Raw genomic sequence first — 23,469 nt, 5'->3', positions numbered from 1 at the left:
CTTCCCTTTAATGGGAAGGGAAAGTAAAAAAGACTTTTGATTGATGAATATTTTTAATTGTTTCTGTCTGCTACAGCGGTTCGAAGTTTTAAATAGCCGTCTTTCAGTGCTTCAAATATTTGGTCCCTAAAAGAGTCATCCAATTCATCCTCCACTTCTGTCAAAAGTGCTATGGCATCTACTTTTTCTGAATCAAAAATACGTTCAGAGAGAATTTGTCTTTGGGCAGCTCTTAAAAGTGAATCAACTTCTGCATCACTAACATTGTTGTTCATAGTCTCCAATAAAGCTACTTGTTCGGCGACCTCATTTATCTTTTGGGCAATCAATACTTCTGAATTATTTAAAACGCCATCCTTTAAGGTATAATTTTGAACATCTAATATGGTTTTTTGCACATTCATGGATACGCTCTCCACAGTACTTGAATCTTTAATTGGAGCCTTTTCTACATCTGCAATAATCATTTGGGTATGATTATGCTCAACTTCTAATGGAATCTGGTTGTACTTATCTGGTTGTAAAGGCTCTTCTTGTTGATTTTGTATATCAACAGCCCGAGGGGTGGTCTCGATTGGGGTTCCCGTTCGGAAAAGGAATATGGAAACAAGAACAAGACCTATAAAACTAGCAGCAATTGCATATGTGTGCCATTTGTTGCCAGACTTTTTCTGTTCGACTCCAATCCCAGAAGAAATCTTCTCCCAGGCCTGAGGTGAAGGAGCAATTCTACGCTCTTCAATAGTTTTTTTGATATGTTTTTCCAATTTTCCCATAATCTTTTTCACCTATTTACCTCTCAACTGCGCTCGAGGCAACATTCCATTCAACTTTAAATTTTCTTGTAACATCTTCCTGGCCTTGAACAGCTGCGATTTGGATGTTCCTTCAGAAATCTCCAACATCTCTGCAATTTCATGATGCTTATATCCTTCGATGGCATAAAGCAGAAATACCATTTTGTATCCTTCTGGCAGATTATCTATCAATCGCTGCACATACTCGGTATCCAAAACCGATGTATTCTCCTCTATTTCGTATGCTGTGGCTTCAAAAATTTCATCATCGTAGACAACAAATTGTTTCTTTCGAAGCTGCGAAATACTTTCCCTCACCATTATTTTTCGTATCCAACCTTCAAAACTTCCTTTATATTGAAACGATTTCAAGTTCTCAAATACCTTAACAAACCCATTTACCATGACATCTTCCGCAAATTGAAGGTCTTTCATATATTGTCTGCACACACTCAACATTTTTGGCGCGTATTTTTCATATAAAAATTTCTGCGCCTGAGGGTTTTGGGCAATGGCCTTCTTTATTAAAAGCCGCTCGTTGGTATGCAAGGAAATAATTTTCAAATGTGGTTCCCGGTTTGTTTCTATAAAGATAGACGAGATAGGTTTTAAAATGGTTGCCCGGACCAAGTGATTATTCTAAGAAAATTATTGACCGTAGCTAAACAGACTATTTTAGCACCTTATTTTTTACGATCCACAACGTAGTTAACCATTAAGGCAAGAGCAGATTTGTATTCAGAATCGGGATAATTGTCCAGTAAGGACAGCGCTTCATCCTTAAATTTGAGCATTTTGGAAACAGCATATTCCAAACCGCCCATTTCCTTTACATACGCGATAACTTCCTTGACCCTTTTTCTGTTCTTGTTATGATTTTTGATGGAACTGATCAGCCAACGTCTTTTTTCATTATCGCTTTGGTTAAGGGCATAAATAAGAGGTAGTGTCATTTTTTGCTCCTTGATGTCTATACCAGTGGGCTTGCCAATTTTCTCTGCTCCATAATCAAAAAGGTCATCTTTTATCTGAAAAGCCATTCCGCAAAGCTCACCAAATCTTCTAAAAGTTTCCACTTCTTCAGAATCTGGTTTTACGGAGCAAGCGCCCATGCTACAGCAAGCAGCAATAAGTGTAGCTGTTTTTTGTCGAATGATGTTATAGTAAACTTCTTCGGTAATGTCCAGTAAACGAGCCTTCTCAATCTGAAGGAGCTCACCTTCGCTCATGTCCTTTACAGCATTGGAAATAATATGTAAAAGGTCATAATCCTTGTTTTCCAAAGCCACCAAAACCCCTTTCGAAAAAAGAAAATCGCCTACTAAAACCGCAATCTTATTTTTCCATAGTGCATTTATAGAGAAAAAGCCTCTTCGTTTGTGGCTATCGTCCACCACATCGTCGTGCACCAAGCTGGCAGTATGTATTAATTCTATAATTGAGGCACCACAATAAGTACGGTCGTTTACTTTGCCACCATTAATCAATTTGGCAGTAAGAAACACAAACATGGGTCGCATTTGCTTTCCCTTACGGTTTACGATGTAATACGTAATCCGATTGAAAAGAGCCACCTTTGAGGACATGGATTTTAGAAACTTCTCTTCAAAAAGTTCCATTTCCTTTTCAATAGGCTCCCTAATTTGTGAAACTACTTTCAATATCGTGTTTTGAGGGCCTAAATGTAGCGAAAATGAGAGAGTTCATCCTTAGAAGACCAAAGTTTTAAGTTACGTGGACAAAAGTATCGATAATCTACAGTGGGTAATGACAGTTTACAATGAACAATGAACAATGAACAATGAACAATGAACAATGAACAATGAATAATTGATAATTGATAGTTGATAATTGAATTTAGCTTTTATTGGCCAGTTGCCCGCAGGCGGCATCTATATCCTTACCTCTTGATCTTCTGACAGTAACGGTTATTCCGTTTTTTTCCAATGTTCTTTGATACATTTCAACCGCATTATTGGAAGCTTGTTGGAACTCCCCATCATCGATTGGGTTATATTCGATCAAATTAACTTTTGAAGGAGCAAACTTGCAGAATTTGACCAAAGCATCAGCTGCTTTCTGAGTATCGTTGATTCCCTTCCAAATCACATATTCATATGTAATTCTATTCTTGGTCTTACTGTACCAATATTCAAGGGCTTCTCGTAAATCTTTTAACGGAAATGTTTTATTGAACGGCATTATCGAGGTGCGCACCTCATCGATTGCCGAGTGTAACGAAACCGCCAATCCAAATTTCACTTCTTCGTCAGCCATCTTTTTAATCATCTTTGGAACGCCTGAAGTTGAAACCGTGATTCTTTTGGGTGACATGCCCAATCCTTCAGAAGATGTAATTTTTTCGATGGCCTTCAGTACATTGTTATAGTTCATCAATGGCTCCCCCATACCCATAAAAACGATGTTGCTCAGTGGCCTATCAAAATATAATCTGCTTTCATTGTCAATCGCTACCACTTGATCATAAATCTCATCAGGATTGAGGTTGCGCATTCTTTTTAAGCGGGCCGTGGCACAAAATTTACAGTCCAGACTACAACCTACCTGACTTGAAACGCAAGCCGTGGTTCTTGTTTCAGTAGGAATCAGTACAGATTCTACCACTAGTCCATCATGAAGTCTAACCGCATTTTTTATAGTACCATCAGAACTCCGTTGCATCTGGTCTACCTGAATATGGTTGATAACAAAGTTATCCTCCAACATTTGACGGGTTTCTTTGGAAATATTGGTCATACCATCGAAAGAGTGTGCCGATTTTTGCCAGAGCCATTCGTACACTTGATTTCCGCGAAAGGCCTTATCGCCATTTGCAACGAAAAAATCTCGAAGCTGGTCCTTGGTCAACGCCCTAATGTCCTTTTTTTTGACTTCCACAGGATAAAGATAATCAAGAAAAATCCCGAACGATTGAACATCATTCGGGATAGTATTTTTTCTTCTTTTGGAACTGGTTCTATTAAAGAATCAACATCGCATCTCCGTAAGAGTAAAAGCGATACTGTTCCAGAATGGCTTGCTTATATGCCTTTTTCATTAGGTCGTGCCCAACAAATGCCGAAATCATCATTAATAGGGTTGATTTTGGCAAATGAAAATTGGTCACCATACAATTGGCTATACTAAAATCATAAGGTGGGAAAATGAATTTATTGGTCCAACCTTCAAAGGTGTTCAAGGTATGCTCCGAAGAAACTGCACTTTCCAAACCTCTCATTACGGTTGTTCCTACAGCACATACTCGCTTTTTCTTTGTTTTGGCATTGTTCACCACTTCGGTAGCCTTTTCATCGATTACAAGCTCCTCACTGTCCATTTTATGTTTGGAAAGATCTTCCACCTCAACTGGATTGAAGGTTCCCAATCCTACGTGCAAAGTCACTTCAGCAAAATCAACGCCTTTAATCTCTAATCGTTTCAACAAGTGCTTTGAAAAGTGTAATCCAGCAGTTGGAGCGGCCACTGCTCCCTCATGTTTAGCATAAATGGTTTGGTAACGTTCTTCGTCCTCTGGCTCAACATCCCTTTTAATATATTTTGGTAAAGGAGTTTCGCCTAGCTCGCGCAGTTTTCTTCTAAAATCGGTATACGACCCATCATAAAGAAAACGCAAGGTTCTTCCTCTTGACGTCGTATTATCGATAACCTCGGCCACCAAACTCTCATCATCACCAAAATACAACTTATTCCCTATCCTTATCTTTCTTGCCGGGTCTACCAAAACATCCCAAAGACGTTGCTCTTGATTCAACTCACGCAGTAAAAAAACTTCGATGCGGGCACCGGTTTTTTCCTTGTTACCATAGAGTCTTGCAGGAAATACTTTGGTGTTGTTCAAGACCATAACGTCACCCTCATCAAAATAATTAATTAGGTCCTTGAACATTTTGTGCTCAATTTTTCCAGTATCACGATGGATTACCATAAGTTTGGATTCGTCTCTGTTTTCTGCAGGATACTCCGCCAATAATTCCTTAGGTAATTCAAAGTTGAAGTTAGATAGTTTCATGTGGCTTTTTTAGGATGTTTTTTAAAAGAGCGCAAATATACAATCTCGACATAGGGGATGTCAAGTAATTTGGTGATTAAATGTGAATTACATTGTGTCAACGGAAAAACCCAATGTTTCAAGGTCGTTCCAGAAATCCGGATACGATTTGGAAACCACCCCTGCATCATTGATTTTTAGAGACGTGCAAAGACCCAAGGGTCCAAAAGCCATTGCCATTCTATGGTCATGGTACGTATCTACAGACACATCTGAATTAATTTCTTTGGTGGAATAAAGTGTTAGACTTTCCGCGTCGATATCAACATTAGCGCCAAATTTTTCCAATTCGGTCTTCATGGCTGCCAAACGATCCGTTTCTTTAATAGGCAACGTATGAAGCCCCGTGAGATGGCATCCCACACCCAAACCTAAACAAGTAACAGAAATAGTTTGTGCTATATCAGGGGCGTTTGACAAATCGTAATTCACGGTATCTTGCTGGCACTCCTTTTTCTTTTTAAGTGTTATCTGATTGTTAGAAAACATGGTTTCCACACCAAAATCTTTATAGATTTCTGCCAGAACGCTATCTCCCTGAAGCGAGTTCTCCTTGTATGAAGACAATTGAATCTCTGTTCCAACATCGCACATAGCGACAATACTATAAAAATAACTTGCTGAGCTCCAGTCAGATTCCACAACCAAAGTAGTACTGTCAACTTGTTGTACTGGTGTTACTTTTATCAGATTGCCTTCAAACTGGGTTTCTACGCCGATTTGCTCCAAAAGTCCCAAAGTCATTTTTATGTAGGGCACCGAAGTAATTTTTCCTAAAAGTTCCAATTCCAGACCATTCTCCAAACTCGGTGCAATAAGCAACAAAGAAGAAATATATTGGCTACTGATGTTTGCGGGTAAAGAAACGCTACTTTTGGTCAAGCGCTTACCCTTAATTCTTAAAGGAGGACAACCTTCAGTCTTTTCGTATTCAATCTGTGCCCCTAAACCGCGAAGTGCTTCGACCAAAACCTTTATGGGACGTTCCTTCATACGCTTAGAGCCTGTAAGTACGACTTCTTTTCCTTCCTGCGATGCGAAATAACCTGTAAGGAACCGCATGGCCGTTCCTGCATGGTGAATATCCACTTGGCCAGCTGTTTTCTTCAATCCTGCCTGCATCACCTGCCCATCATCGGAATTGGACTTGTTTTCCACAACGACATTGGGAAAAAGCGCTTGCAACAATAAAGATCGGTTGGTCTCACTTTTAGAGCCCGTAATCTGAATCGACTTGTTAATTTTTTTCTCGGACGGAAAGGAAAGTTGGAGTCTCAATTATTTCTAATTTGATTAAAACATCAAAACTAGAAAAAACCGCATTATCAAGCTGTGATGTAACCTTTTTTATTTTAGTTTTTCGTTATTCTGATGACGATCATGGTCCCGTTTGGTCTTTATTTCCAATTTATCATCAAAGGCCTTTTGTAAATCCACTCCTGTCTGATTGGCCAAGCAGAGTACCACAAAGAGCACGTCTGCTAGCTCTTCCCCAAGGTCTTTGTTTTTATCGGATTCTTTTTCGCTTTGCTCGCCATACCGTCGGGCAATGATTCGTGCCACCTCACCAACCTCCTCAGTAAGTTGGGCCATATTAGTAAGTTCATTAAAGTAGCGCACTCCGTGGTTTTTAATCCACTCATCAACAGCTTTTTGGGCGTTTTGGATGTTCATTATTCTCTGTTTTTTGTATCAATAAAAATGGTTACAGGTCCATCATTCAATAAATCAACTTTCATATCCGCTCCAAAAACGCCTGTCCCTACTTTTTTATCCAAATCTTGTTCCATTTGACTAACAAAACCCTCATAAAGCGGAACTGCAATTTCTGGTTTTGATGCTTTGATATAAGATGGGCGATTTCCTTTTTTGGTTTGTGCATGTAAAGTAAATTGACTTACAACGATGACATCTCCATCTACATCCTGAACGGAACAATTCATTATTCCATTAACATCATTAAAAATGCGAAGGTTGGCAACCTTTTTGGAAAGCCAAACAATATCTTCCAAGCTATCGGCATCTTCTATTCCCAATAAAACCAAAAGTCCATTGCCAATTTCTGAAACAATTTTCCTTTCAACCTTTACACTGGCTTTTGACACGCGTTGTATTACTGCCCTCATTTACCGTTCTTTATGAATGTCGATTCTATAGTTATCATCTTCTCCTGTAAGCATTTGGACATAGCTGCGATAACGACTCCACGAGATCTCATCGTTTTCCAATGCCGTTTTGATGGCACATTTAGGTTCATCCAAATGCAGGCAGTTATTGAATTTGCATTCTGATTTTAACTTAAAAAACTCCGGAAAGTAATCCCCAATTTCATCTTCTTCCATATCTACAATACCAAATCCTTTTATTCCAGGGGTATCAATGATTCTAGCATCAAAGGAAAGGTCGTACATCTCAGCAAATGTGGTTGTATGTTGTCCTTGAAGGTGTTGTTGCGAGATTTCTGCAGTTTTTAATTTAAGACCAGGCTCCAATGCATTAACCAAAGTTGATTTTCCAACACCCGAATGACCGGCAAACATACTAGTTTTACCAATCATAAAATCTTTTACTCGTTCTATATTATCACCTTCTTTTGCTGCAATTTGAATGCAGTGATAGCCTATTTCTTGATATAACTGAATCAAATAGTCCACCTCTACCATTTCATCCTCATCATATACGTCCATCTTGTTGAACAACAGTACAACTGGAATGTCGTAGGCTTCTGCAGTGACCAAAAACCGGTCTATAAAGCTTGTGAAAGTGGGTGGGTTATTTAAGGTAACCAACAAAAATACTTGATCAAGATTGGTTGCTATAATATGTGTCTGCTTGGAGAGGTTAACAGATTTACGAATAATATAATTTTTCCGCTCCTTAATCTCGGAAATTACAGCTACAGTTTCATCTCCAACTCTTTCCAAATCAAAAACGACTTCGTCCCCAACTGCAATGGGATTTGTACTCTTAATACCTTTAATACGGAACTTTCCTTTTATACGACATTCATAAAAACCACCGTCCTCAGACTTTACGGTATACCAGCTTCCAGTAGATTTATAAACAGTTCCTTGCACTATTTTGTTAATATTTTCATTGCAAAGAAACAATAATCCTTCAATTGCTTCGATATATGTATTTACAGTTTAATTTTCTAAATAATCATTATAACATGAAAAAACTTTTATTTTTTGCCGTAATCGCCTTGGCAGCAACTTTTGAAATGAGTGCTCAACAGTACAAAGTAATTACAAGTGTTGAGTCTATTGTTCCTAATGGTCTTGGTCGATCAAGAATTGTAAATGCCCTTGAAGATAAGGACTACAGAGAATACACTAGTGTTCAGACTGAAGATGACAAAACACGTAACAAATCAAAACGAGGTGAAATCCGAGTTAAGAATTTTGAGGAAACCAAATTATTGAACTTCTACAACATTGGAGGAATCCGTTTCCAGAACATCGCTGCAAACGATGCTTTGATCACGTCCATGATCAATGACATGATTGCAAACGGATGGGAATTGGCTTTTGTAAACAGTGCTGTCGAAAGTGAAGGCGGAAAAGGTGATGGACAAGGTATCTTTATTACCAGATACATCTTTAGGAAATAAATAAAATCCATATAATTCAGAGGCTCTTTGATTTTTTCAAGGGGCTTTTTTTTGCTTCAATGCAACCCTTAAATGTTTGCAACTGTCTTTCTGGTATCATAAAGAAATATTATCATGAAGAAAATTTTATTAGTTGCAAGTTTGGCGTTGACCATGAGCTTTGGTGTTAATGCCCAAGAGTATAAGGTAATCACCAGTGTCGAATCTATAGTGCCCAATGGGTTGGGAAGATCTCGAATCATTAATGCGTTGGAGGACAAAGATTACCGCGAATACACAAGTGTACAAACCGAGGATGACAATACCCGGAACAAATCAAAACGGGGAAAAATCAGAGTAAAGAACTTTGAGGAAACCAAACTGTTGAACTTTTTCAATATAGGTGGAATCCGTTTTCAGAATATAGCTGCTAACGATGCGGTGCTTTCATCCATGATCAATGACATGGTCACCAACGGATGGGAGCTGGCTTTTGTAAGTAGTGCCGTGGAAAGTGATGGCGGTGAAGGTGACGGCCAAGGTATCTTTATAACAAGATATATTTTCCGAAAATAATCTTCAAAAGAAAAAGCCCCATCAAATGATGGGGCTTTTTTTATTTGATAACCTCTATCTAATCGATCATATGGATTCTACCTCCAATAAAAGTATTTTTATATACTTTTTTAGGTTTCCCATATACATTTACATCGCCGCCTGCCTTTACATTGATATCAACCTGTTCGGAAGCAAACACGTCAGCCTCTCCGCCAGCAGATATCTTAACATCGGTTGAAAGGGTCCGCAAGGCCCTTCCATCAAAGATTCCGCCTGTATTGATGACCACACTCTGGTTTTTTGCCAGTCCAGATGCTTGGACAATTCCTCCGGTCACGGCCCTTACATCGGCGTATTCCACATCCATCCCAATGCGAATGGAGGCCCCTTCTTGCGCCCGGAGTTCTATCTTATCTTTCTTTACCAATTCGTTACAAGTGATTTGAGCTCCTTCGTTGCTATCTATAACGTCCAAATCGGTATAGAAAACCTCGATCAGGGTATCTTCGCCCATGAATTTTTTATCCAACTGCATACGAAGCTTCAATACTCCATCTCTGTTCATCCAGATAATATCGTCCACATTTCTTCCTTTAATCACAATTCTGTCTTCGTCGGATTGAATCAGGTTGACCTCAATCAAATCAAAAACCTTGATTTTATTAAAGTCCCCTACTTCGGTATCTATCATCCGTTGGGAAAAAGTGACTGTTGAAAACAGGAAAACCCCTAGTATTAGTAGTTTTTTCATAATAGTGTGTTTAATCAGTACTAAAGATGCAGTATTGGATAAACTGTTACAGTTTAAAATAAAAAAACCATTTGAAGATAAAATTACTTTTACCCTCAAATGGCTGAATACCACTAAAAATCAAAAACTATTTATTAATGATCTTCTCTTGGTGGTTGATGGATTCTTGGTGAATGGCCTTGAACATTCTGAGCACGAATTCTTCACTTAGTCCTCTTTGCTCGCCTTCCAGAATCATGTTGCCCAAAATAGCGTTCCAACGGTTGGATTGCAATACGGCTACATTTCGCTTCTTTTTAAGCTTACCGATTTCGTCTGAAATCTTCATTCGCTTGCCCATGGTATCGATTATTTGGTTGTCGATAACATCAATTTGGGCCCTAAGATTGCTCAAGTTACTATTGTATTCGGCTTCTTCGTCGGTTTCTTTTCTGATGCGTAAATCCCTCATGATCTGTACCAAAGTATTTGGAGTAACTTGTTGGGCAGCATCACTCCAAGCACTATCAGGGTCGTGATGTGTTTCAATCATCAATCCATCAAAATTCAAGTCCAAAGCGGTTTGGGAAACATCAAAGATCATATCTCTTTTTCCAGTGATATGGCTTGGATCATTGATAATTGGTAAATCAGGGAACTTCGATTGCAACTCAATGGCCATTTGCCATTCTGGAATGTTACGGTATTTGGTTTTTTCATATGTAGAGAAACCTCTATGGATTACCCCTAACTTTTTGATATTAGCGGAATACAAACGTTCTACAGCCCCCAACCACAAAGATAAATCAGGGTTTACAGGGTTTTTGATCAATACGATTTTATCTGTACCTTCTAAAGCATCAGCGATTTCCTGCACAATAAATGGGCTTACGGTAGAACGCGCTCCAATCCATAGCAAATCCACATCGTGCTCCAAAGCCAGCTCTACGTGTGCACGGTTTGCCACTTCCGTAGCGGTTTTCATTCCGGTTTCTTCCTTCACCTTTTGCAGCCACTTCAAACCAATAGCTCCAACGCCCTCAAAATTTCCTGGACGGGTTCGCGGTTTCCAGATTCCCGCGCGGTAGTAGTTTACATCGGTATCTTTAAGGTCGTGCGCAATTTTCAGCACCTGCTCCTCGGTTTCTGCACTACATGGACCTGCTATCACCAAAGGGTGTGGCAAATTCATATCATCCAACCATTTTCTCATTTCCTTGTTGTTTTCCATCTTCTTTTTTATTGTTTTGTAAGTGGTATTCCTTTTAATATTTGTTTAATTCTATTGGTATTGCTCATTTCATTGTACACATTCTCAAAATCATTGTCGATCAGTAATTTTTTGAACGTCTCCAGATTCTGAATATACTCTTCCAGCGTTTCAATGACATTGTCTCTGTTCTGCTCAAAAATGGGCGTCCACATATCGGGGGAACTCTTGGCCAGTCTCACTGTGCTCTCAAAACCACTGCCCGCCATGTCAAAAATATCACGCTCATTTTTTTCTTTTTCGATAACCGTCTTTCCCAACATAAATGAGCTGATATGTGATAAATGGGATACATAAGCTATATGCTCGTCATGTGCCTTCGGATTCATGTATCGGATGCGCATTTTGAGCTCTTGAAAAATCTCCAACGCTCTTTCCTGCAGCTTGAAGGCTGTTTTTTCTACCTCACATATGATATTGGTCTTGCCCTCATACAAACCTGAAATCGCCGCTGAAGGGCCTGAAAACTCCGTACCTGCAATGGGGTGAGAAGCCATAAAATTTCTGCGCTTGGGATGATCATCCACCACTTGACAGATAAGCTCTTTTGTTGAGCCCGCATCTACAACAACCGTATCGTCTCTCACTGCATCAAGAATCTTTGGAAGCTCCTGAACCAAAGCATCAACAGGAATGGTTACAAAAACCACATCAGTATCTTCCAATGAGTCATATGTTCCCTGCTGATCTATGAGTTTCAGCTCCAAGGCTTCTTTTATATGCTCCTCGTTCTTATCTATTCCAATAATATTGAAATCTGGGTGCAGTCGCTTTATGTCCTTCGCAAAAGACCCCCCAATCAATCCAATTCCTATGACAGCTATATTCATTTTAATTAGATTTTAGATATGAGTATTGAGATTCTAGATTGATGCCTTCCCTTTTTATAAAAAACTTACTTCTCATATCTGATTACTCAAATCTTTTAATGGCTTCTTTTATTTTTTCTTCCTTCACACAAAGCGAAAAGCGGATATATCCTTCTCCATTACTACCGAAAATGGTTCCCGGAGCGATAAAAATATTCTTGTCATATAGCACCTGATCTATGAATTCTTCGGACGACACGGCTCCTTCCGGAAGTTTGCACCATACGAACATCCCAACGGCTTCTTTTGAATACTCACATCCCAATTTTTCAGCTAGCTGAAACATGAGCTCCCTTCGTTTGGAATAAACATCATCCAATGATTCAAACCATTCTGCTCCACTTTGCAAAGCCGCAATGGCACCCTTTTGGATTCCGTAGAACATTCCCGAATCCATATTGCTCTTTACCTTTAGCACAGCATTTATAAACTCACTGTTCCCCATGACCATTCCAACACGCCAACCTGCCATGTTGAACGTCTTGCTCAAACTATTAAGTTCCAAGGCACAATCCTTGGCCCCTTCGATTGACAAAATGCTGATGGGATTTTGGGAAAGCACAAAACTGTATGGATTATCATTCACTAATAGGATTTTATGCTTTTTGGAAAAATCCACTAAAGATTTCAACTGCTTTTTGCTAGCTGTCGCTCCGGTAGGCATGTGCGGATAGCTGACCCACATCAACTTAACCTTGGACAAATCTTGACTGGAAAGTGCTTCCAAATCGGGAAACCATCCATTTTCAGCCTTTAAATCATAGGTTCTTGCAACCCCACCTACCAAATTCGTTACTGAAGCATAGGTAGGATATCCTGGATTGGGCAATAATACCTCATCACCTTCATTTAAAAAGGCCATACTAATGTGCATAATACCCTCCTTGGAACCCATTAGGGGTAAAATCTCGTTCGCCGGTTCCAAGGCCACGTCAAACTTATCTTGATAGAATTGCGCAATGGCCTCCCTAAGGGCTGGCAATCCCTGATAGCTCTGATATTGATGTGCTCCCGTATCGGTAATGGAGTCCTTTAAAGTTTCCAACACCTTTGGCGAAGGAGCTAAATCGGGGCTTCCAATTCCCATGTTGATAATGGGCCTACCCTCGGCCATTAATCCCCTAACCTCTCTCAGTTTTCTAGAGAAGTAATATTCTTGTACGGTATTTAAACGATCCGCCGTAATCATGTTAAAAGTGCATTTTTATATTCGCCCAAAACCCTAAAATCTTCTGACATAATCTCCAACAGCGATTTAGCCTTGGCAAAATGCTCGTAGGTTTCAAAAGTGACATCCACAAAAAAGGCATATTTCCATGGTGTCTCAATAACCGGTAGGGACTGGATTTTCGTTAAGTTCATATTGCAATCGCTCATCACATTCAAAACCGTGGCTAAACTTCCTCTTTTGTGATCTGTAATAAATCGCAAAGAAGCCTTGTTGATCTCTTCCTTGGGGAGCACCTTGTTCTGCCTTTTCAGAATGATGAATCTTGTTGCGTTGTTCTTTATGGTCTGAATCTCCGAAGCAATAATCTCCAAATCATATAATTCGGCCGCCTTTTTGGGAGCTATCGCTGCAATATTGGTGAGCTCTTCTTCTCTAATTCTTCTCGCGGTCTCTGCAGTATCCACACTTTCTACCAGTTTAATATTGGGATATTGTCTGAAAAACTTCTTGCACTGCAGCAATGCCATCGGATGGGAATGGACTTCCTCAATAGCTTCCATATCGCTTCCAGGCAATACCATCAAATTGTGATGGATGCTCAAATAATGCTCCCCGATAATATGGATGTTATTATGATACACAAGATTATAATTGGGAATTATGGAGCCCGCAATCGAATTTTCAATCGCCATGATGCCTTTATCCACAGTTCCATTACATAAATGGTCAATCATCGTATCAAAAGACAGGCATTCGACCAAATCAATGTCGTTCCCAAAAAAATCATTTGCAACCTGATGATGGTTGGATCCTTTAACTCCTTGTATCGCTACTTTTAAACCCATGGCAAAAAAAAATCCCGATTTACATCGGGACTTTATATCTTTTTTATACTTAGTGTATATCTAGAACAATCCCGTACTTCTCTTAAAAAAGAAGTAGAAATAAAAACCATTCCAGAAATACGTCTTTGTCATTTTAGCAAAATCTTGAGCTAAGATAGGTATTCAATTGAAAAACAAAAGACAAACCCAAAATTTTTTCGATTTTTAGTGAAAATGTTCAATTTGTTACATTTTGCTTCGTAGAAATCTTGATTTTTTAAGGATTTAGTGATTTAGAAAACTATAGAAACAAGTGACTCCCATCAAAATATAGTTTGTTGTTTCGGCTGAAAATCTAAAACAGTATTTTTGATTCAAATTCATTTTCATGTCTATCAAAGTCAATAGCATTACTAAAACCTTCGGCAAACAAAAAGCGCTGAACGATGTTTCTTTTTCCATTAACAAAGGAGAAATTGTTGGTTTTTTAGGGCCCAACGGTGCTGGAAAATCGACCATGATGCGAATTTTGACTACCTATTATAAAGCCGATGATGGAGAGGCAGAAGTAAATGGCCACGATGTACTGAAATCTGAAAAAGAAGTACAAAAAAGCATTGGCTATTTACCAGAACACAATCCGCTGTACCATGAAATGTACGTACGGGAATTTCTAGCATTCAATGCCGATGTGTATGAGGTGGGCAAAAGTAGGGTTGCCGAAGTAATCGAACAAACTGGACTTTCTCCTGAAGCCCATAAAAAGATTGGGCAACTTTCTAAAGGCTACAAACAAAGAGTAGGTTTGGCGGCAGCGCTACTGCATGACCCAGAGGTATTAATCTTGGATGAGCCCACTACCGGACTTGATCCCAACCAATTGATAGAAATCCGAAAACTAATCCGTTCCATTGGAAAGAACAAGACCATTTTGCTCTCTACACATATTATGAAAGAGGTTGAAACGGTCTGCGACCGGGTCATTATCATAAATAAAGGGGAGCTGGTAGCGGATAAAAAGCTAGAGGAGCTACGTGAAGCCACGGAGCAGATTATAGAAGTGGAATTCGACTATCGTGTAGAGGAAGTTTTATTAAAAAGTATACCACACGTCTCTCAAGTAAAAAATACAGGTGGTTTTGTTTATGAACTCACTTTTGGCACCTCAGAAGATATGCGTCCCGCCGTTTTTGATTTTGCGCACGATAACCAATTAAAAACCCTTCAACTCAGCCGAAAAAACAAAAACTTGGAAAGTCTGTTCACAGAATTGACCTCTTAGTCAATCTGCCAACAGTTAATTTATCCGGTCCAAATTTGAATCCACATCCCGATTTTTAAAGTTGGCCTTTTTATTATTTCCAAATCGATATTTTAATGAAAGTGCCATTTCCTTGCCATCGGCAAAATATACCCCATCCGCAATGACGCCATTCAAGGTATATTTTTCTTCAAAGTTCATAGCCCGGGCAATATCGTTGAACCGCAATGTACAATCCCAATTTTTAAAAAAAGTTTTGGACAGTGAGGCTTCAAAGACCGCTAGGCCATTTCTTTTAAAGATACCTACTTGTCTCTTGCTCAAAGCCCAAGCCCCTAAAACCAAGGTAGTATCCTTTGCAATCTTCAGTTGGTGATTTGTGTAGGCGTAGATATAGGGCTTCGCGCTTGAAAAAGTGGCTCCACCATCTTTTAGTTGATTATAATTCAGGGAAACCGTGTTATTTGAAGTCCATATTCCTTTGGAATAAGGTAAAGTCACCCCGGCATAGAATCCATTTTCTTTTTCAAGATTTACAAGGGAAAGTAAAGTCGTATCGGCCTGAGGATCGTATGAAATTGTGAAGTTGGTCGGATTGGAACTTTGGTAATAGGTCATGAACAATGACTTATTTCCTTTTTGATAATTCACCGAGAATTCATCAGTTAAGGTAGGCCTTAGATTAACATTTCCAGAACCTTCCAAAAATGGATTGATAAATGCTGTAATGGAGCTGGCCCGCGAAAAATCGGGTCGTTGAATGCTCTTGCCATAGTTGACACTTAGGCTCCTTGTGCTATCCAATGTAACAGTAATATTGGTTTTGGGAAACAGATTGGTGTTTATTCTGGAAACAATTGGTGAATCGTCTGATGCAATGGCTCCATCAACGGTATTGTGTTCAACACGTAAACCAGTTTCAAAATCAATTTTCTTACTTAGTTTGCCCGCGACCGAACTATAAGCAGCATATAGTTTCTCTTCATATCCAAAATCGATAAGGGTTTCCTCGTTCTCCGAAAATTGTTCGATCTCGGTAAAGGCATCAGCCTTGGCCCTACTGATGTTGACACCCAACTCCCACTTTAGATTTTCAGAAAATTTCTTTTCCACATCGAGCCGAAATGCCAATGAATTGATACTGTATTCCTGTTCTCTTGTCTGATCTAAAATAAATGCTGAACCATCAACGCTGTTTGTAATTTCTGTGTCCAAAGTTTGTTTGAATCCAGAGTACTGCACCCCGGTAAAAAGGTTCCAGGTCTTGTTCAGTTTTTTGTTGAAATTGAACGAGGAGCTGTAGTAATTCTTACTATTATCATTTTGCGTCTGTGTTTCGACAAACTCCTCAATATTACCATCCGCTAAAAACGTGTCCGTGAAAAAAGGAGCATCATCGGTTTGTAATCGGATTGTGGAATTGAAGGAAATATAGTCCGAATCATTCCATTGAAAATATAGACCCAGCCCTCCGTTTATCTGTACTCTATCATTTCGTGGAATCAAAACAAGATAGTCGACCAAGACTTCCCTTTCCGGGATTTCAAACAAAAAACTATTGCTCTCCCACTGCTGTAATTGGTTGTATCCCAAATTACCCCGGACTGTCCATTTTTCATTTGCATAACTTGTATTGAATCCCAAATAATTGTTGAAATTCCGCTTTGCTGATGCCGTTTCGGTAACACTTCCACGTAAACCATTATTTTGTCTCTTTTTCAACATAATCAGTAGCACTGCCCTGCCTTCTGCCTCATATTTGGCCGATGGATTGTTGATCAACTCTATTGTTGCAATACCATCTACAGGTAGCGCAGAGAACTCTTCCATGGAAATACGTTGATTGCCCAAGTAAATTAGAGGATTGCCTTTACCTAAAATGGATATGGATTCCCTGTCCGGTGATATCTGCACATTTGGGAGTCGGGATAGCAAATCCACGGGGTCGGGTATGGACGAAAAGTAGGGGTTTTGGACATCTACTTTTAGGTTGCCTGCTTTATATTCAAACGGGCTTTTGGTTGCCACCACTTCAACCTCGCTAAGTTCAGTCGCCCCTTCTTTTAAAACAATATTGAAAACTCTATTTGCATTTATCGAAAAGGCTTCTTGGTACGGTTCAAAACCCAATGCCGAAATCTGCAGTACATAGTCTCCCTGAGGGACATCTTCTAAGGTAAAATTACCTTCCAAAATCGTTGCATATTTTTCCAAAGTGTTTGTCCCGCTTTTTAAAAGGAGTACATCTCCAATGGAAACTACAAGCCCAGTGTCATCAAAAACCTGCCCTTCAAGTTTGAAAACATCTTGACCGTATGCATTAGAAATAATTAAAAAGAACAATAGGCTTATCCGTCTCAAAGTATTGTGTTTTGATACAAAATAAATTCGGAAAACTGTTTAGGAAAGCATCCTGGGGGTATGATTTAGGTACTAGTACCCGTACTTTTTTGCAACAGCTCCTTTCTGTTGGCGACATTTAACTTGCTGTAAATGTTTGTAATATGCGTTTTTACCGTGTTCAAACTAATAAAAAGCTCATTGGCGATCTCCTTATTGCTTTTTCCTTGTAGAATAAGGTTGCGGATTGTCAACTCTTGTTTACTCAATTCAGAAACCAAAGCTGCGCGTCGGTTTCTTCTCGTTTTTACAACTGCAATTCCAAAAATTACAGTCAGGAAAAACAATCCAAGATTCAACCACCTGCTTTGTGACAGTTTTCTTTCCAAATCCGCATTGGTCAAATAAGCTAATTTTCGCTCTAAAAATGCATATGTCGATGGGGTCAAATCGCTTGATTTCAATTCTGAGAGCAGATTTAGATAGTATGTCTCATTTTCAGAGATATCTCTATCCAACAATTGTTTTCTTTCCAATTCTTTAATCCCAACCAATTTCACCAATAATATTTGCAAGGAATCTTTCACAAAACCTTTTCTTGGTTTCGACATTTCTTCCTGTTGCAAATATTGATGAGTCAATCTTGATTCAAATTCCTTTAACTTTTGCCATTCCCTGTCAGCTTGACTAGTCGTAACATAGTTGCTAAAAACTTGTTTTCCTTTTTGAAACTCAATTTTATCCTTTGCTGATAACATGAAGCTAACTTTGTTGGCAATAGTGTCATTCACGATTTGCCTTATCCGTTCAACATGTAACTGGTATATCTTGTCATTGTCGGAAAAATATTTTTTATCAAACTTGAAGAAACCATTTTTTTGAATATCTGTTACCGCAATTGGTTTTGTTTTCGGGTTATTTTCCGCATCGGATAGGGTTACTTGACTTAAATACACCTTAGGTTTCCATGCATTGGAATCATCAAAATTCACAAATCCAGAAACAGCTTGTTGTGCAGTTAGCTGCAATCCAAACAAAACGAAAACAAGAACTAAAAACGGTTTGCGCATTATGTAGGCTTATTGAATAAAATTAAGGTATTTGTATGGCAGATGCAATTTCTATTTTAGGTCAAATATCATGTTATCTGTATATCCAAATCGGTACTTTTATGGCTTAAATGGATAATGGATTTATGAAACCGAACAATTCCAAGCTAGAACTGTCTTCCGAAGCCATGAAAACCTATGGTTATCAAGTGGTGGATGCCATTGTTGAACATTTCGATTCACAAAAAAACAAATTACCTGTTGCCATGGGATCAAGGGAAGAAATGGATTCTTTATTCCTTGAAGAGGTCCCAGAAAAGGGTACTGCACCAAGTAAAGTGCTTGACTTTGTTCTAGAAAAGGTAATGACAAACAGCACCAATATGTCCCATCCGAAAGCCTATTCTTTTGTTCCCGGGCCAAGCAATTATGTAAGTGTTATGGCCGACACATTGGCCACAGGGTTTAACATTTTTTCAGGTGGATGGGTAGCATCTCCCGCCGCTGCAGAACTCGAAATCATTACAATACAGTGGTTGCTTAAGATTTTTGGCTTTCCCCAAAAAAAGGGCGGAGGAATTTTTACCAGTGGAGGGTCAATGGCAAATTTAACCGCCCTGACCACGGCTAGACAAATTAAATGCGGGGACGACTTTTCCAAAGCAGTAATCTATCTTTCAGACCAAGCGCATTCTTCCAATATCAAAGCAATTCGGGTTTTAGGCTTTAAAAAGGAACAGATTCGAATCATTCCTACGGATATTGAGTTCAAATTTGCGATCAACAAGCTTAAAAATTGTATTGCCAAAGATCGCTTGGAAGGATTTCATCCATTTTGCTTGATTGCCACCTCAGGAACAACTAACACGGGGACAGTTGACCAATTATTGGATTTGTCCAAAATTTGTAAAAAAGAGGACATTTGGTTTCATATTGATGGAGCTTACGGTGCGGCGGCTATTCTATCCGCAAAGGGGAAACAATTGATGAAGGGAATTGAAAAAGCCGATTCGTTGACGGTTGATCCGCATAAATGGTTTTTCCAACCGTATGAAATGGGTTGTCTTTTGGTAAGAAATCATAAACACTTAAGTCACACCTTCACTGAAAAACCTGAATATCTGAGGGATATAGAAGGAAACACTTCTGAAATCAATTTTTATGATCACGGAATCCAATTGACCAGAAGGTTCAGGGCACTTAAGTTTTATATGTCAATTAAAACCTTTGGACTTGATGAGTTTAGAAAAGCCATTACCTATAATATCGATTTGGCAGAGGCTACGGAATCCATTTTACGAAAAAGTGGGCAATGGGAAGTAGTTTTTCCTGCTACGTTGGCTGTTATCAATTTCAGGTTCAATCCGATTGGGAAAAACTATTCGCAACAGAAGTTGGATGAAATCAACCAACACATATCAGAAAAAGTAGTGTCGTCTCGTAAGGCACTTTTAGTCACAACTTTGTTACATGGTCAAGTGGTGTTACGAATGTGCCTGATCAACCCAAGAACTACATTAGATGATGTAAAAGAAACCTTGACACTTTGTCAGGGTTTTGCACAAGAATACACTTAAATGATTACCTTATTTTGAGGCTAAACGTTTGCGGTGTTCAAAAATAGTGATGAACATACGGACACTAATGTTTCGCGCACGTTGTTTGGCTTTTTCGGCATTCTCTCCTATGAAATTGGTGTCAATGGTATCAATCCAATGGCGTAACCAAATTCCAAAGTGCTCATTGGTTATAGTCTGATTCATTTTTTCATCTACCTCTGCATGCACAACAAGCGGATTACCTTTATACTTTTGCACAAAAAACAGGTTGGTTTCCCAAAAATTGGTCAGTTTCTCAATGTGCTCGGGCCAATCCTCAATAATATCATTGAAAAAGTGACCTATATCAGTATCCTTTCTGACCTTTTCGTAGAACTTGGTCACCAAAAAATTTACATCTTCCCTTGTTTCTATCTGCTTTCTGGACATACTAGAACAAATTTAAGATTAATACCAAAGTGCTGAGAACAACACTGATAATAAACAGGTTGAAAACCACTTTTGGCTTTTGCTGGGATAAAACGGAAGCATTAAATCCCATACAAGCAATCGTAATTAAAAACAATTGGAACATTTGTAATGGAGCAACTCCGTTAACCAATATGTAAAGAGCGGCCACTGACCCCAAACAACTCTGGGCAATGATAAAAATGGCGGCATAACCACTCATATTTTTTTCAAATTCGTATAATCCTTTGTGATAGAGTTCCATAATACCTGTCATTTGTCATATTATGAAACAAAATTAGAGCTGCTGCAAGGCTGTTGTTTATGACCGAAATCATAAAACAAGCCTTTTGCTCAAAGTTTTACCGAAGAATCTTGTGAGATTTGAGTTGAACCATGTTCTTTTTCTCCAACGACTTGATGGCCCTGATCACGGTTTCTACCCTTAAACCGGTAAGGTCCGCCATTTGTTGACGGGACAATTCCACCAAATAGGGTTCTTCCTTTGGAATTTTATGGATATGTATTTTGAAATAATCAATCAACTTGAGCAATCGATGCTCTGGGCTTTCTGTGGAAATCTCAGCAACCATGGTGGCTTTATAGTGCAATCGACCCGCAAGTACCTTAGTCAATTCCAAATGTGTTTCCGGATTTTCACGGAGTAATTTGAAGAAGCTTTCTTTTTCCAGTCTCCAAACCGAGCTGTCTTCCACAGCTTCTGCTTGGGCAGGATATTTCAATTCGGCAAACAAAGGAGGTTCTCCAAAGCTTGAGCCGGTCATGAATATTCCCTGAATGAACTCCTTCCCATCTTCATTGAAGTTGTTCATTTTGATTTTACCCGAACCTACTTGAAAATAATAACGAGCTTGGGTGTCTACATTAAAAAGCACTTCCTTTTTTTGAAGAAGTATCTGAGTAGCTCCGTACTGTTTCAAAAGCTCTTCCGGAATCATAGTTTTTCTTCAAATTCCAAGCAATCCAATCGGATGTCAGAATGTTTCAATTGTTTTTCCAGTAGGTTACAGTAATGATCATCGCCTGTTTTTCGATAGAACTTACATGCAAAACAGGTGCGTTGTACGGTCAACACGCCGATTTGATTCAATTGATAAATCAATTTACTCAGGGTCTTGAACAGGTTTTCTTTTTCCTCAGCATCAACCAATTCCAATTGTTCGGCCAGCGGGTTGGCAAAATGTTCCGTTTCTGCAACAATTTTTTTTCCCGCTGCGGAAAGAAGAATGGAATAGCTCCGATTATCTGCTGACGAATGGTCTTTGACCACCAATTCTTTTTTGACCAAAACGCGTATGGCATCGCTGATAGTTGGTTTGGTCACATTAAATTCCTGAGCCAAAAAACTTACATTATTGAACTCGCTTTTATGATAGGCCACAAAAATCAAGATTTGAATCTGAATCGGGCTTAATCCCAATTGCTTGGCTTTTTCCCATAGAAGCGCCTTGAAGGCTTGTGAAATGCGCTCCAGGCCAGCAATTATTTTGCTAGAGAGGTCAATTTGCTGCTGTTCTGGGTCAAAAATGCTTCTTTTATCCATAATGAACAATGCCTGCCGATAATCTCGACAGGCAAAGTTAGTTATCCTAATTAAATTAGGAACAATTTTCCATTTCTATAATATAATAGCCTTCTGCTTCAATGCTTTCAACCACATGAGCAGGTGCTGATTGCATATGGCAAAATCGACACTCTTTAGCGGATAATTTTCCGGTTCCAAAAGATTTGGACTTTAAATACTCCGTCCCATATCCAAAGATAACATCAGTATTCGTTGTGGTTGAAGGCACCAAAATGTCAAAATGCATCACTTTTCCATCTTCTCTTGGCACATAGGTATCCCAAACTGAAACTTCCATTATTTTACAGTATAAGGTAAAGACAAGTCTCCACTTGCGACGCTAAAAACTTCATATACTCCCAGCATCGGCAAATCTTCGACACTGGTGTTGACTTTCATAAAAGCTGCTACACCATCATAACTGAAATCGGTTTTGTTGTTCATTCTGTAATGAGGCACAACAACTTTTATGCTATTGCTTTGGGTAGTTACTGGATATCCGGGAGAATCCATATACATTGGCATACCGGGATTGGTCGGCGGCAATACCACTGTTTTGTCCGCTTTTTTGAACTGCTTTACTGAAAGTCCACCTGCAACGCGGTTATCCTGTGCAAGTACTACCCAATGGGGATGCCATTCTACACCATCATTATCAAAAACTGAATCATTATTCTCATCCCATAGCGGAGTATCATCAAAATCAGGATGTGAGGTCAGGGCCAATGCCAAAATACCTTCTGTTGCACTGAAACCAACATCTGTAGGTGGTAAACTTGTTGGAAAAACATAACCCAAAACAGGTGCACCATCCAATTGTCCGGCTGGAACCGGAACCGTGCTACCCGCCTCACCATTGACCGCAATCTCCCAAACCATGATTCCTAAATCGGCCTTGTTAGTTACTTGGACCGATTTAATTTGAAAGTCGTCATTGTTATATTGACTTTTTTGGGCGCAGGAGGTTAATAGACCTCCACTGAGCAATAAGCCCAACATAAATACATTTTTACTTTTCATATTTCAAATTTTTATTAGGATTCCTAACTATTATAATTAAAAAAATATCACCCCTTTAAATCTTCGATTGATGCTCCATAATTAATATGTAGCACATTACCGTTGGGAGTTACCAAAGCGGGGACTGATTTCACACCAAAGCGCTCTGCTTCGTTCACTTTTTCTTTGTTTTCGCCAATATGAACTATTGACACATTCTCAGAACCGATAAGGCTAACTAAATCTTGTTCTGCACTCACGCATACAGGACAGCCTGCATGATAAAAAACTGATTTACTCATTTCTTCTATTTTTTAGGTTTTTGCATTATTGCTCTGCAAATATAGTA

At 39.1% G+C, this 23,469-nt stretch carries 27 protein-coding genes; 4 read left to right on the top strand and 23 right to left on the bottom strand.

The window, feature by feature from the left end; all coding sequences use genetic code 11:
- Positions 1-53: 53 nt before the first annotated feature.
- The 9 genes from E4661_RS07555 to rsgA form a co-directional block, all read right to left on the bottom strand.
- A complete protein-coding gene (locus E4661_RS07555) occupies positions 54-788 on the bottom strand; it encodes a hypothetical protein (protein ID WP_168796346.1) in 735 nt (244 codons plus the stop codon).
- Positions 789-1,361: an RNA polymerase sigma factor gene (locus E4661_RS07550; protein WP_136466220.1), complete on the bottom strand. Its 573-nt coding sequence runs from the start codon at positions 1,359-1,361 to the stop codon at positions 789-791.
- Between the two features lie 119 nt (positions 1,362-1,480).
- A complete protein-coding gene (locus E4661_RS07545; RefSeq protein WP_136466219.1) occupies positions 1,481-2,458 on the bottom strand; it encodes a polyprenyl synthetase family protein in 978 nt (325 codons plus the stop codon).
- Positions 2,459-2,654: 196 nt separating this feature from the next.
- Complete coding sequence (rlmN, locus tag E4661_RS07540; protein WP_136466218.1) at positions 2,655-3,695, bottom strand: dual-specificity RNA methyltransferase RlmN; 1,041 nt, start codon at positions 3,693-3,695, stop codon at positions 2,655-2,657.
- Positions 3,696-3,777: 82 nt separating this feature from the next.
- A complete protein-coding gene (gene queA, locus E4661_RS07535; RefSeq protein ID WP_136466217.1) occupies positions 3,778-4,827 on the bottom strand; it encodes a tRNA preQ1(34) S-adenosylmethionine ribosyltransferase-isomerase QueA in 1,050 nt (349 codons plus the stop codon).
- Positions 4,828-4,914: 87 nt separating this feature from the next.
- A complete protein-coding gene (locus E4661_RS07530; RefSeq protein WP_136466216.1) occupies positions 4,915-6,144 on the bottom strand; it encodes a 3-phosphoshikimate 1-carboxyvinyltransferase in 1,230 nt (409 codons plus the stop codon).
- Between the two features lie 69 nt (positions 6,145-6,213).
- On the bottom strand, positions 6,214-6,540 hold the full coding sequence (locus E4661_RS07525) for a nucleotide pyrophosphohydrolase (RefSeq protein ID WP_136466215.1): 327 nt from the start codon (positions 6,538-6,540) through the stop codon (positions 6,214-6,216).
- Positions 6,540-6,992 carry a D-aminoacyl-tRNA deacylase gene (gene dtd, locus E4661_RS07520; RefSeq protein ID WP_136466214.1) on the bottom strand — a complete coding sequence of 151 codons (453 nt, stop codon included), beginning with the start codon at positions 6,990-6,992 and terminating at the stop codon, positions 6,540-6,542. Before dtd ends, E4661_RS07525 begins: the two co-directional genes overlap by 1 nt.
- Positions 6,993-7,943, bottom strand: a complete 951-nt coding sequence (gene rsgA / locus E4661_RS07515; RefSeq protein WP_136466213.1) for a ribosome small subunit-dependent GTPase A — start codon at positions 7,941-7,943, stop codon at positions 6,993-6,995.
- Positions 7,944-8,038: 95 nt separating this feature from the next.
- Between rsgA and E4661_RS07510 the strand changes: the two genes are divergently transcribed.
- Positions 8,039-8,479 (top strand): hypothetical protein, encoded by a 441-nt coding sequence (locus E4661_RS07510; protein ID WP_136466212.1) that lies wholly within the window; start codon positions 8,039-8,041, stop codon positions 8,477-8,479.
- 114 nt (positions 8,480-8,593) lie between these two features.
- Positions 8,594-9,034, top strand: coding sequence for a hypothetical protein (locus E4661_RS07505; RefSeq protein WP_136466211.1), 441 nt, complete (start codon positions 8,594-8,596; stop codon positions 9,032-9,034).
- A 58-nt stretch (positions 9,035-9,092) separates the two neighbouring features.
- On the opposite strand, the gene E4661_RS07500 is transcribed toward E4661_RS07505, so the two are convergent.
- The 5 genes from E4661_RS07500 to E4661_RS07480 form a co-directional block, all read right to left on the bottom strand.
- Positions 9,093-9,767, bottom strand: a complete 675-nt coding sequence (locus tag E4661_RS07500; protein WP_136466210.1) for a head GIN domain-containing protein — start codon at positions 9,765-9,767, stop codon at positions 9,093-9,095.
- A 127-nt stretch (positions 9,768-9,894) separates the two neighbouring features.
- On the bottom strand, positions 9,895-10,977 hold the full coding sequence (locus tag E4661_RS07495; RefSeq protein ID WP_136466209.1) for a bifunctional 3-deoxy-7-phosphoheptulonate synthase/chorismate mutase type II: 1,083 nt from the start codon (positions 10,975-10,977) through the stop codon (positions 9,895-9,897).
- A gap of 8 nt (positions 10,978-10,985) precedes the next feature.
- A complete protein-coding gene (locus E4661_RS07490) occupies positions 10,986-11,846 on the bottom strand; it encodes a prephenate dehydrogenase (RefSeq protein ID WP_136466208.1) in 861 nt (286 codons plus the stop codon).
- An 82-nt stretch (positions 11,847-11,928) separates the two neighbouring features.
- Positions 11,929-13,074 carry a pyridoxal phosphate-dependent aminotransferase gene (locus tag E4661_RS07485; protein ID WP_136466207.1) on the bottom strand — a complete coding sequence of 382 codons (1,146 nt, stop codon included), beginning with the start codon at positions 13,072-13,074 and terminating at the stop codon, positions 11,929-11,931.
- Positions 13,071-13,901 carry a prephenate dehydratase gene (locus E4661_RS07480; protein WP_136466206.1) on the bottom strand — a complete coding sequence of 277 codons (831 nt, stop codon included), beginning with the start codon at positions 13,899-13,901 and terminating at the stop codon, positions 13,071-13,073. The genes E4661_RS07485 and E4661_RS07480 overlap by 4 nt, the downstream gene beginning before the upstream one ends.
- A gap of 367 nt (positions 13,902-14,268) precedes the next feature.
- On the opposite strand from E4661_RS07480, the gene gldA reads away from it, so the two are divergent.
- Positions 14,269-15,162, top strand: coding sequence for a gliding motility-associated ABC transporter ATP-binding subunit GldA (gldA, locus tag E4661_RS07475; protein WP_136466205.1), 894 nt, complete (start codon positions 14,269-14,271; stop codon positions 15,160-15,162).
- A 15-nt stretch (positions 15,163-15,177) separates the two neighbouring features.
- On the opposite strand, the gene E4661_RS07470 is transcribed toward gldA, so the two are convergent.
- Positions 15,178-17,502, bottom strand: coding sequence for an outer membrane beta-barrel family protein (locus tag E4661_RS07470; protein WP_136466204.1), 2,325 nt, complete (start codon positions 17,500-17,502; stop codon positions 15,178-15,180).
- A 65-nt stretch (positions 17,503-17,567) separates the two neighbouring features.
- On the bottom strand, positions 17,568-18,551 hold the full coding sequence (locus tag E4661_RS19615) for a response regulator transcription factor (RefSeq protein ID WP_313779459.1): 984 nt from the start codon (positions 18,549-18,551) through the stop codon (positions 17,568-17,570).
- Between the two features lie 125 nt (positions 18,552-18,676).
- Here E4661_RS19615 and E4661_RS07460 point away from each other — a divergent pair, with 125 nt between their 5' ends.
- Entirely contained in the window at positions 18,677-20,107 is a 1,431-nt protein-coding gene (locus tag E4661_RS07460; RefSeq protein ID WP_136466203.1) for a pyridoxal phosphate-dependent decarboxylase family protein, read from the top strand.
- A 9-nt stretch (positions 20,108-20,116) separates the two neighbouring features.
- On the opposite strand, the gene E4661_RS07455 is transcribed toward E4661_RS07460, so the two are convergent.
- From E4661_RS07455 to E4661_RS07425, 7 genes are all read right to left on the bottom strand, one after another.
- Entirely contained in the window at positions 20,117-20,518 is a 402-nt protein-coding gene (locus E4661_RS07455) for a group III truncated hemoglobin (RefSeq protein WP_136466202.1), read from the bottom strand.
- Position 20,519: 1 nt separating this feature from the next.
- The gene (locus E4661_RS07450; protein ID WP_136466201.1) at positions 20,520-20,801 is read right to left on the bottom strand and encodes a hypothetical protein; all 282 of its coding nucleotides are present in this window, start codon (positions 20,799-20,801) and stop codon (positions 20,520-20,522) included.
- Between the two features lie 97 nt (positions 20,802-20,898).
- Positions 20,899-21,495, bottom strand: a complete 597-nt coding sequence (locus E4661_RS07445; RefSeq protein ID WP_136466200.1) for a Crp/Fnr family transcriptional regulator — start codon at positions 21,493-21,495, stop codon at positions 20,899-20,901.
- Positions 21,492-22,100, bottom strand: a complete 609-nt coding sequence (locus E4661_RS07440; protein ID WP_136466199.1) for a MarR family winged helix-turn-helix transcriptional regulator — start codon at positions 22,098-22,100, stop codon at positions 21,492-21,494. Before E4661_RS07440 ends, E4661_RS07445 begins: the two co-directional genes overlap by 4 nt.
- A gap of 55 nt (positions 22,101-22,155) precedes the next feature.
- Positions 22,156-22,419 (bottom strand): DUF2024 family protein, encoded by a 264-nt coding sequence (locus tag E4661_RS07435; RefSeq protein WP_136466198.1) that lies wholly within the window; start codon positions 22,417-22,419, stop codon positions 22,156-22,158.
- Positions 22,419-23,141, bottom strand: a complete 723-nt coding sequence (locus tag E4661_RS07430) for a hypothetical protein (protein WP_168796345.1) — start codon at positions 23,139-23,141, stop codon at positions 22,419-22,421. The genes E4661_RS07435 and E4661_RS07430 overlap by 1 nt, the downstream gene beginning before the upstream one ends.
- A 47-nt stretch (positions 23,142-23,188) precedes the next feature.
- Complete coding sequence (locus tag E4661_RS07425; RefSeq protein ID WP_136466197.1) at positions 23,189-23,422, bottom strand: thioredoxin family protein; 234 nt, start codon at positions 23,420-23,422, stop codon at positions 23,189-23,191.
- Positions 23,423-23,469: the final 47 nt, after the last annotated feature.

The sequence above is a fragment of the Flagellimonas onchidii genome, from assembly GCF_004804315.1.
Lineage (GTDB): Bacteria > Bacteroidota > Bacteroidia > Flavobacteriales > Flavobacteriaceae > Flagellimonas > Flagellimonas onchidii.
Note: the sequence above shows the minus strand (reverse complement) of the source record. Positions and strands in the feature narration are given on the sequence as shown.

Coding starts and splice junctions, on each gene's coding strand:
- E4661_RS07495 (WP_136466209.1), bottom strand. CDS start 10,977: ATGGAAAACAACAAGGAAATGAGAAAATGGTTGGATGATATGAATTTG.
- E4661_RS07510 (WP_136466212.1), top strand. CDS start 8,039: ATGAAAAAACTTTTATTTTTTGCCGTAATCGCCTTGGCAGCAACTTTT.
- queA (WP_136466217.1), bottom strand. CDS start 4,827: ATGAAACTATCTAACTTCAACTTTGAATTACCTAAGGAATTATTGGCG.
- E4661_RS07480 (WP_136466206.1), bottom strand. CDS start 13,901: ATGGGTTTAAAAGTAGCGATACAAGGAGTTAAAGGATCCAACCATCAT.
- dtd (WP_136466214.1), bottom strand. CDS start 6,992: ATGAGGGCAGTAATACAACGCGTGTCAAAAGCCAGTGTAAAGGTTGAA.
- E4661_RS07440 (WP_136466199.1), bottom strand. CDS start 22,100: ATGGATAAAAGAAGCATTTTTGACCCAGAACAGCAGCAAATTGACCTC.
- E4661_RS07460 (WP_136466203.1), top strand. CDS start 18,677: ATGAAACCGAACAATTCCAAGCTAGAACTGTCTTCCGAAGCCATGAAA.
- E4661_RS07485 (WP_136466207.1), bottom strand. CDS start 13,074: ATGATTACGGCGGATCGTTTAAATACCGTACAAGAATATTACTTCTCT.
- gldA (WP_136466205.1), top strand. CDS start 14,269: ATGTCTATCAAAGTCAATAGCATTACTAAAACCTTCGGCAAACAAAAA.
- E4661_RS07445 (WP_136466200.1), bottom strand. CDS start 21,495: ATGATTCCGGAAGAGCTTTTGAAACAGTACGGAGCTACTCAGATACTT.
- E4661_RS07525 (WP_136466215.1), bottom strand. CDS start 6,540: ATGAACATCCAAAACGCCCAAAAAGCTGTTGATGAGTGGATTAAAAAC.
- E4661_RS07500 (WP_136466210.1), bottom strand. CDS start 9,767: ATGAAAAAACTACTAATACTAGGGGTTTTCCTGTTTTCAACAGTCACT.
- E4661_RS07455 (WP_136466202.1), bottom strand. CDS start 20,518: ATGTCCAGAAAGCAGATAGAAACAAGGGAAGATGTAAATTTTTTGGTG.
- E4661_RS07430 (WP_168796345.1), bottom strand. CDS start 23,141: ATGAAAAGTAAAAATGTATTTATGTTGGGCTTATTGCTCAGTGGAGGT.
- E4661_RS07435 (WP_136466198.1), bottom strand. CDS start 22,419: ATGGAAGTTTCAGTTTGGGATACCTATGTGCCAAGAGAAGATGGAAAA.
- E4661_RS07450 (WP_136466201.1), bottom strand. CDS start 20,801: ATGGAACTCTATCACAAAGGATTATACGAATTTGAAAAAAATATGAGT.
- E4661_RS07490 (WP_136466208.1), bottom strand. CDS start 11,846: ATGAATATAGCTGTCATAGGAATTGGATTGATTGGGGGGTCTTTTGCG.
- E4661_RS07425 (WP_136466197.1), bottom strand. CDS start 23,422: ATGAGTAAATCAGTTTTTTATCATGCAGGCTGTCCTGTATGCGTGAGT.
- E4661_RS07505 (WP_136466211.1), top strand. CDS start 8,594: ATGAAGAAAATTTTATTAGTTGCAAGTTTGGCGTTGACCATGAGCTTT.
- E4661_RS19615 (WP_313779459.1), bottom strand. CDS start 18,551: ATGCGCAAACCGTTTTTAGTTCTTGTTTTCGTTTTGTTTGGATTGCAG.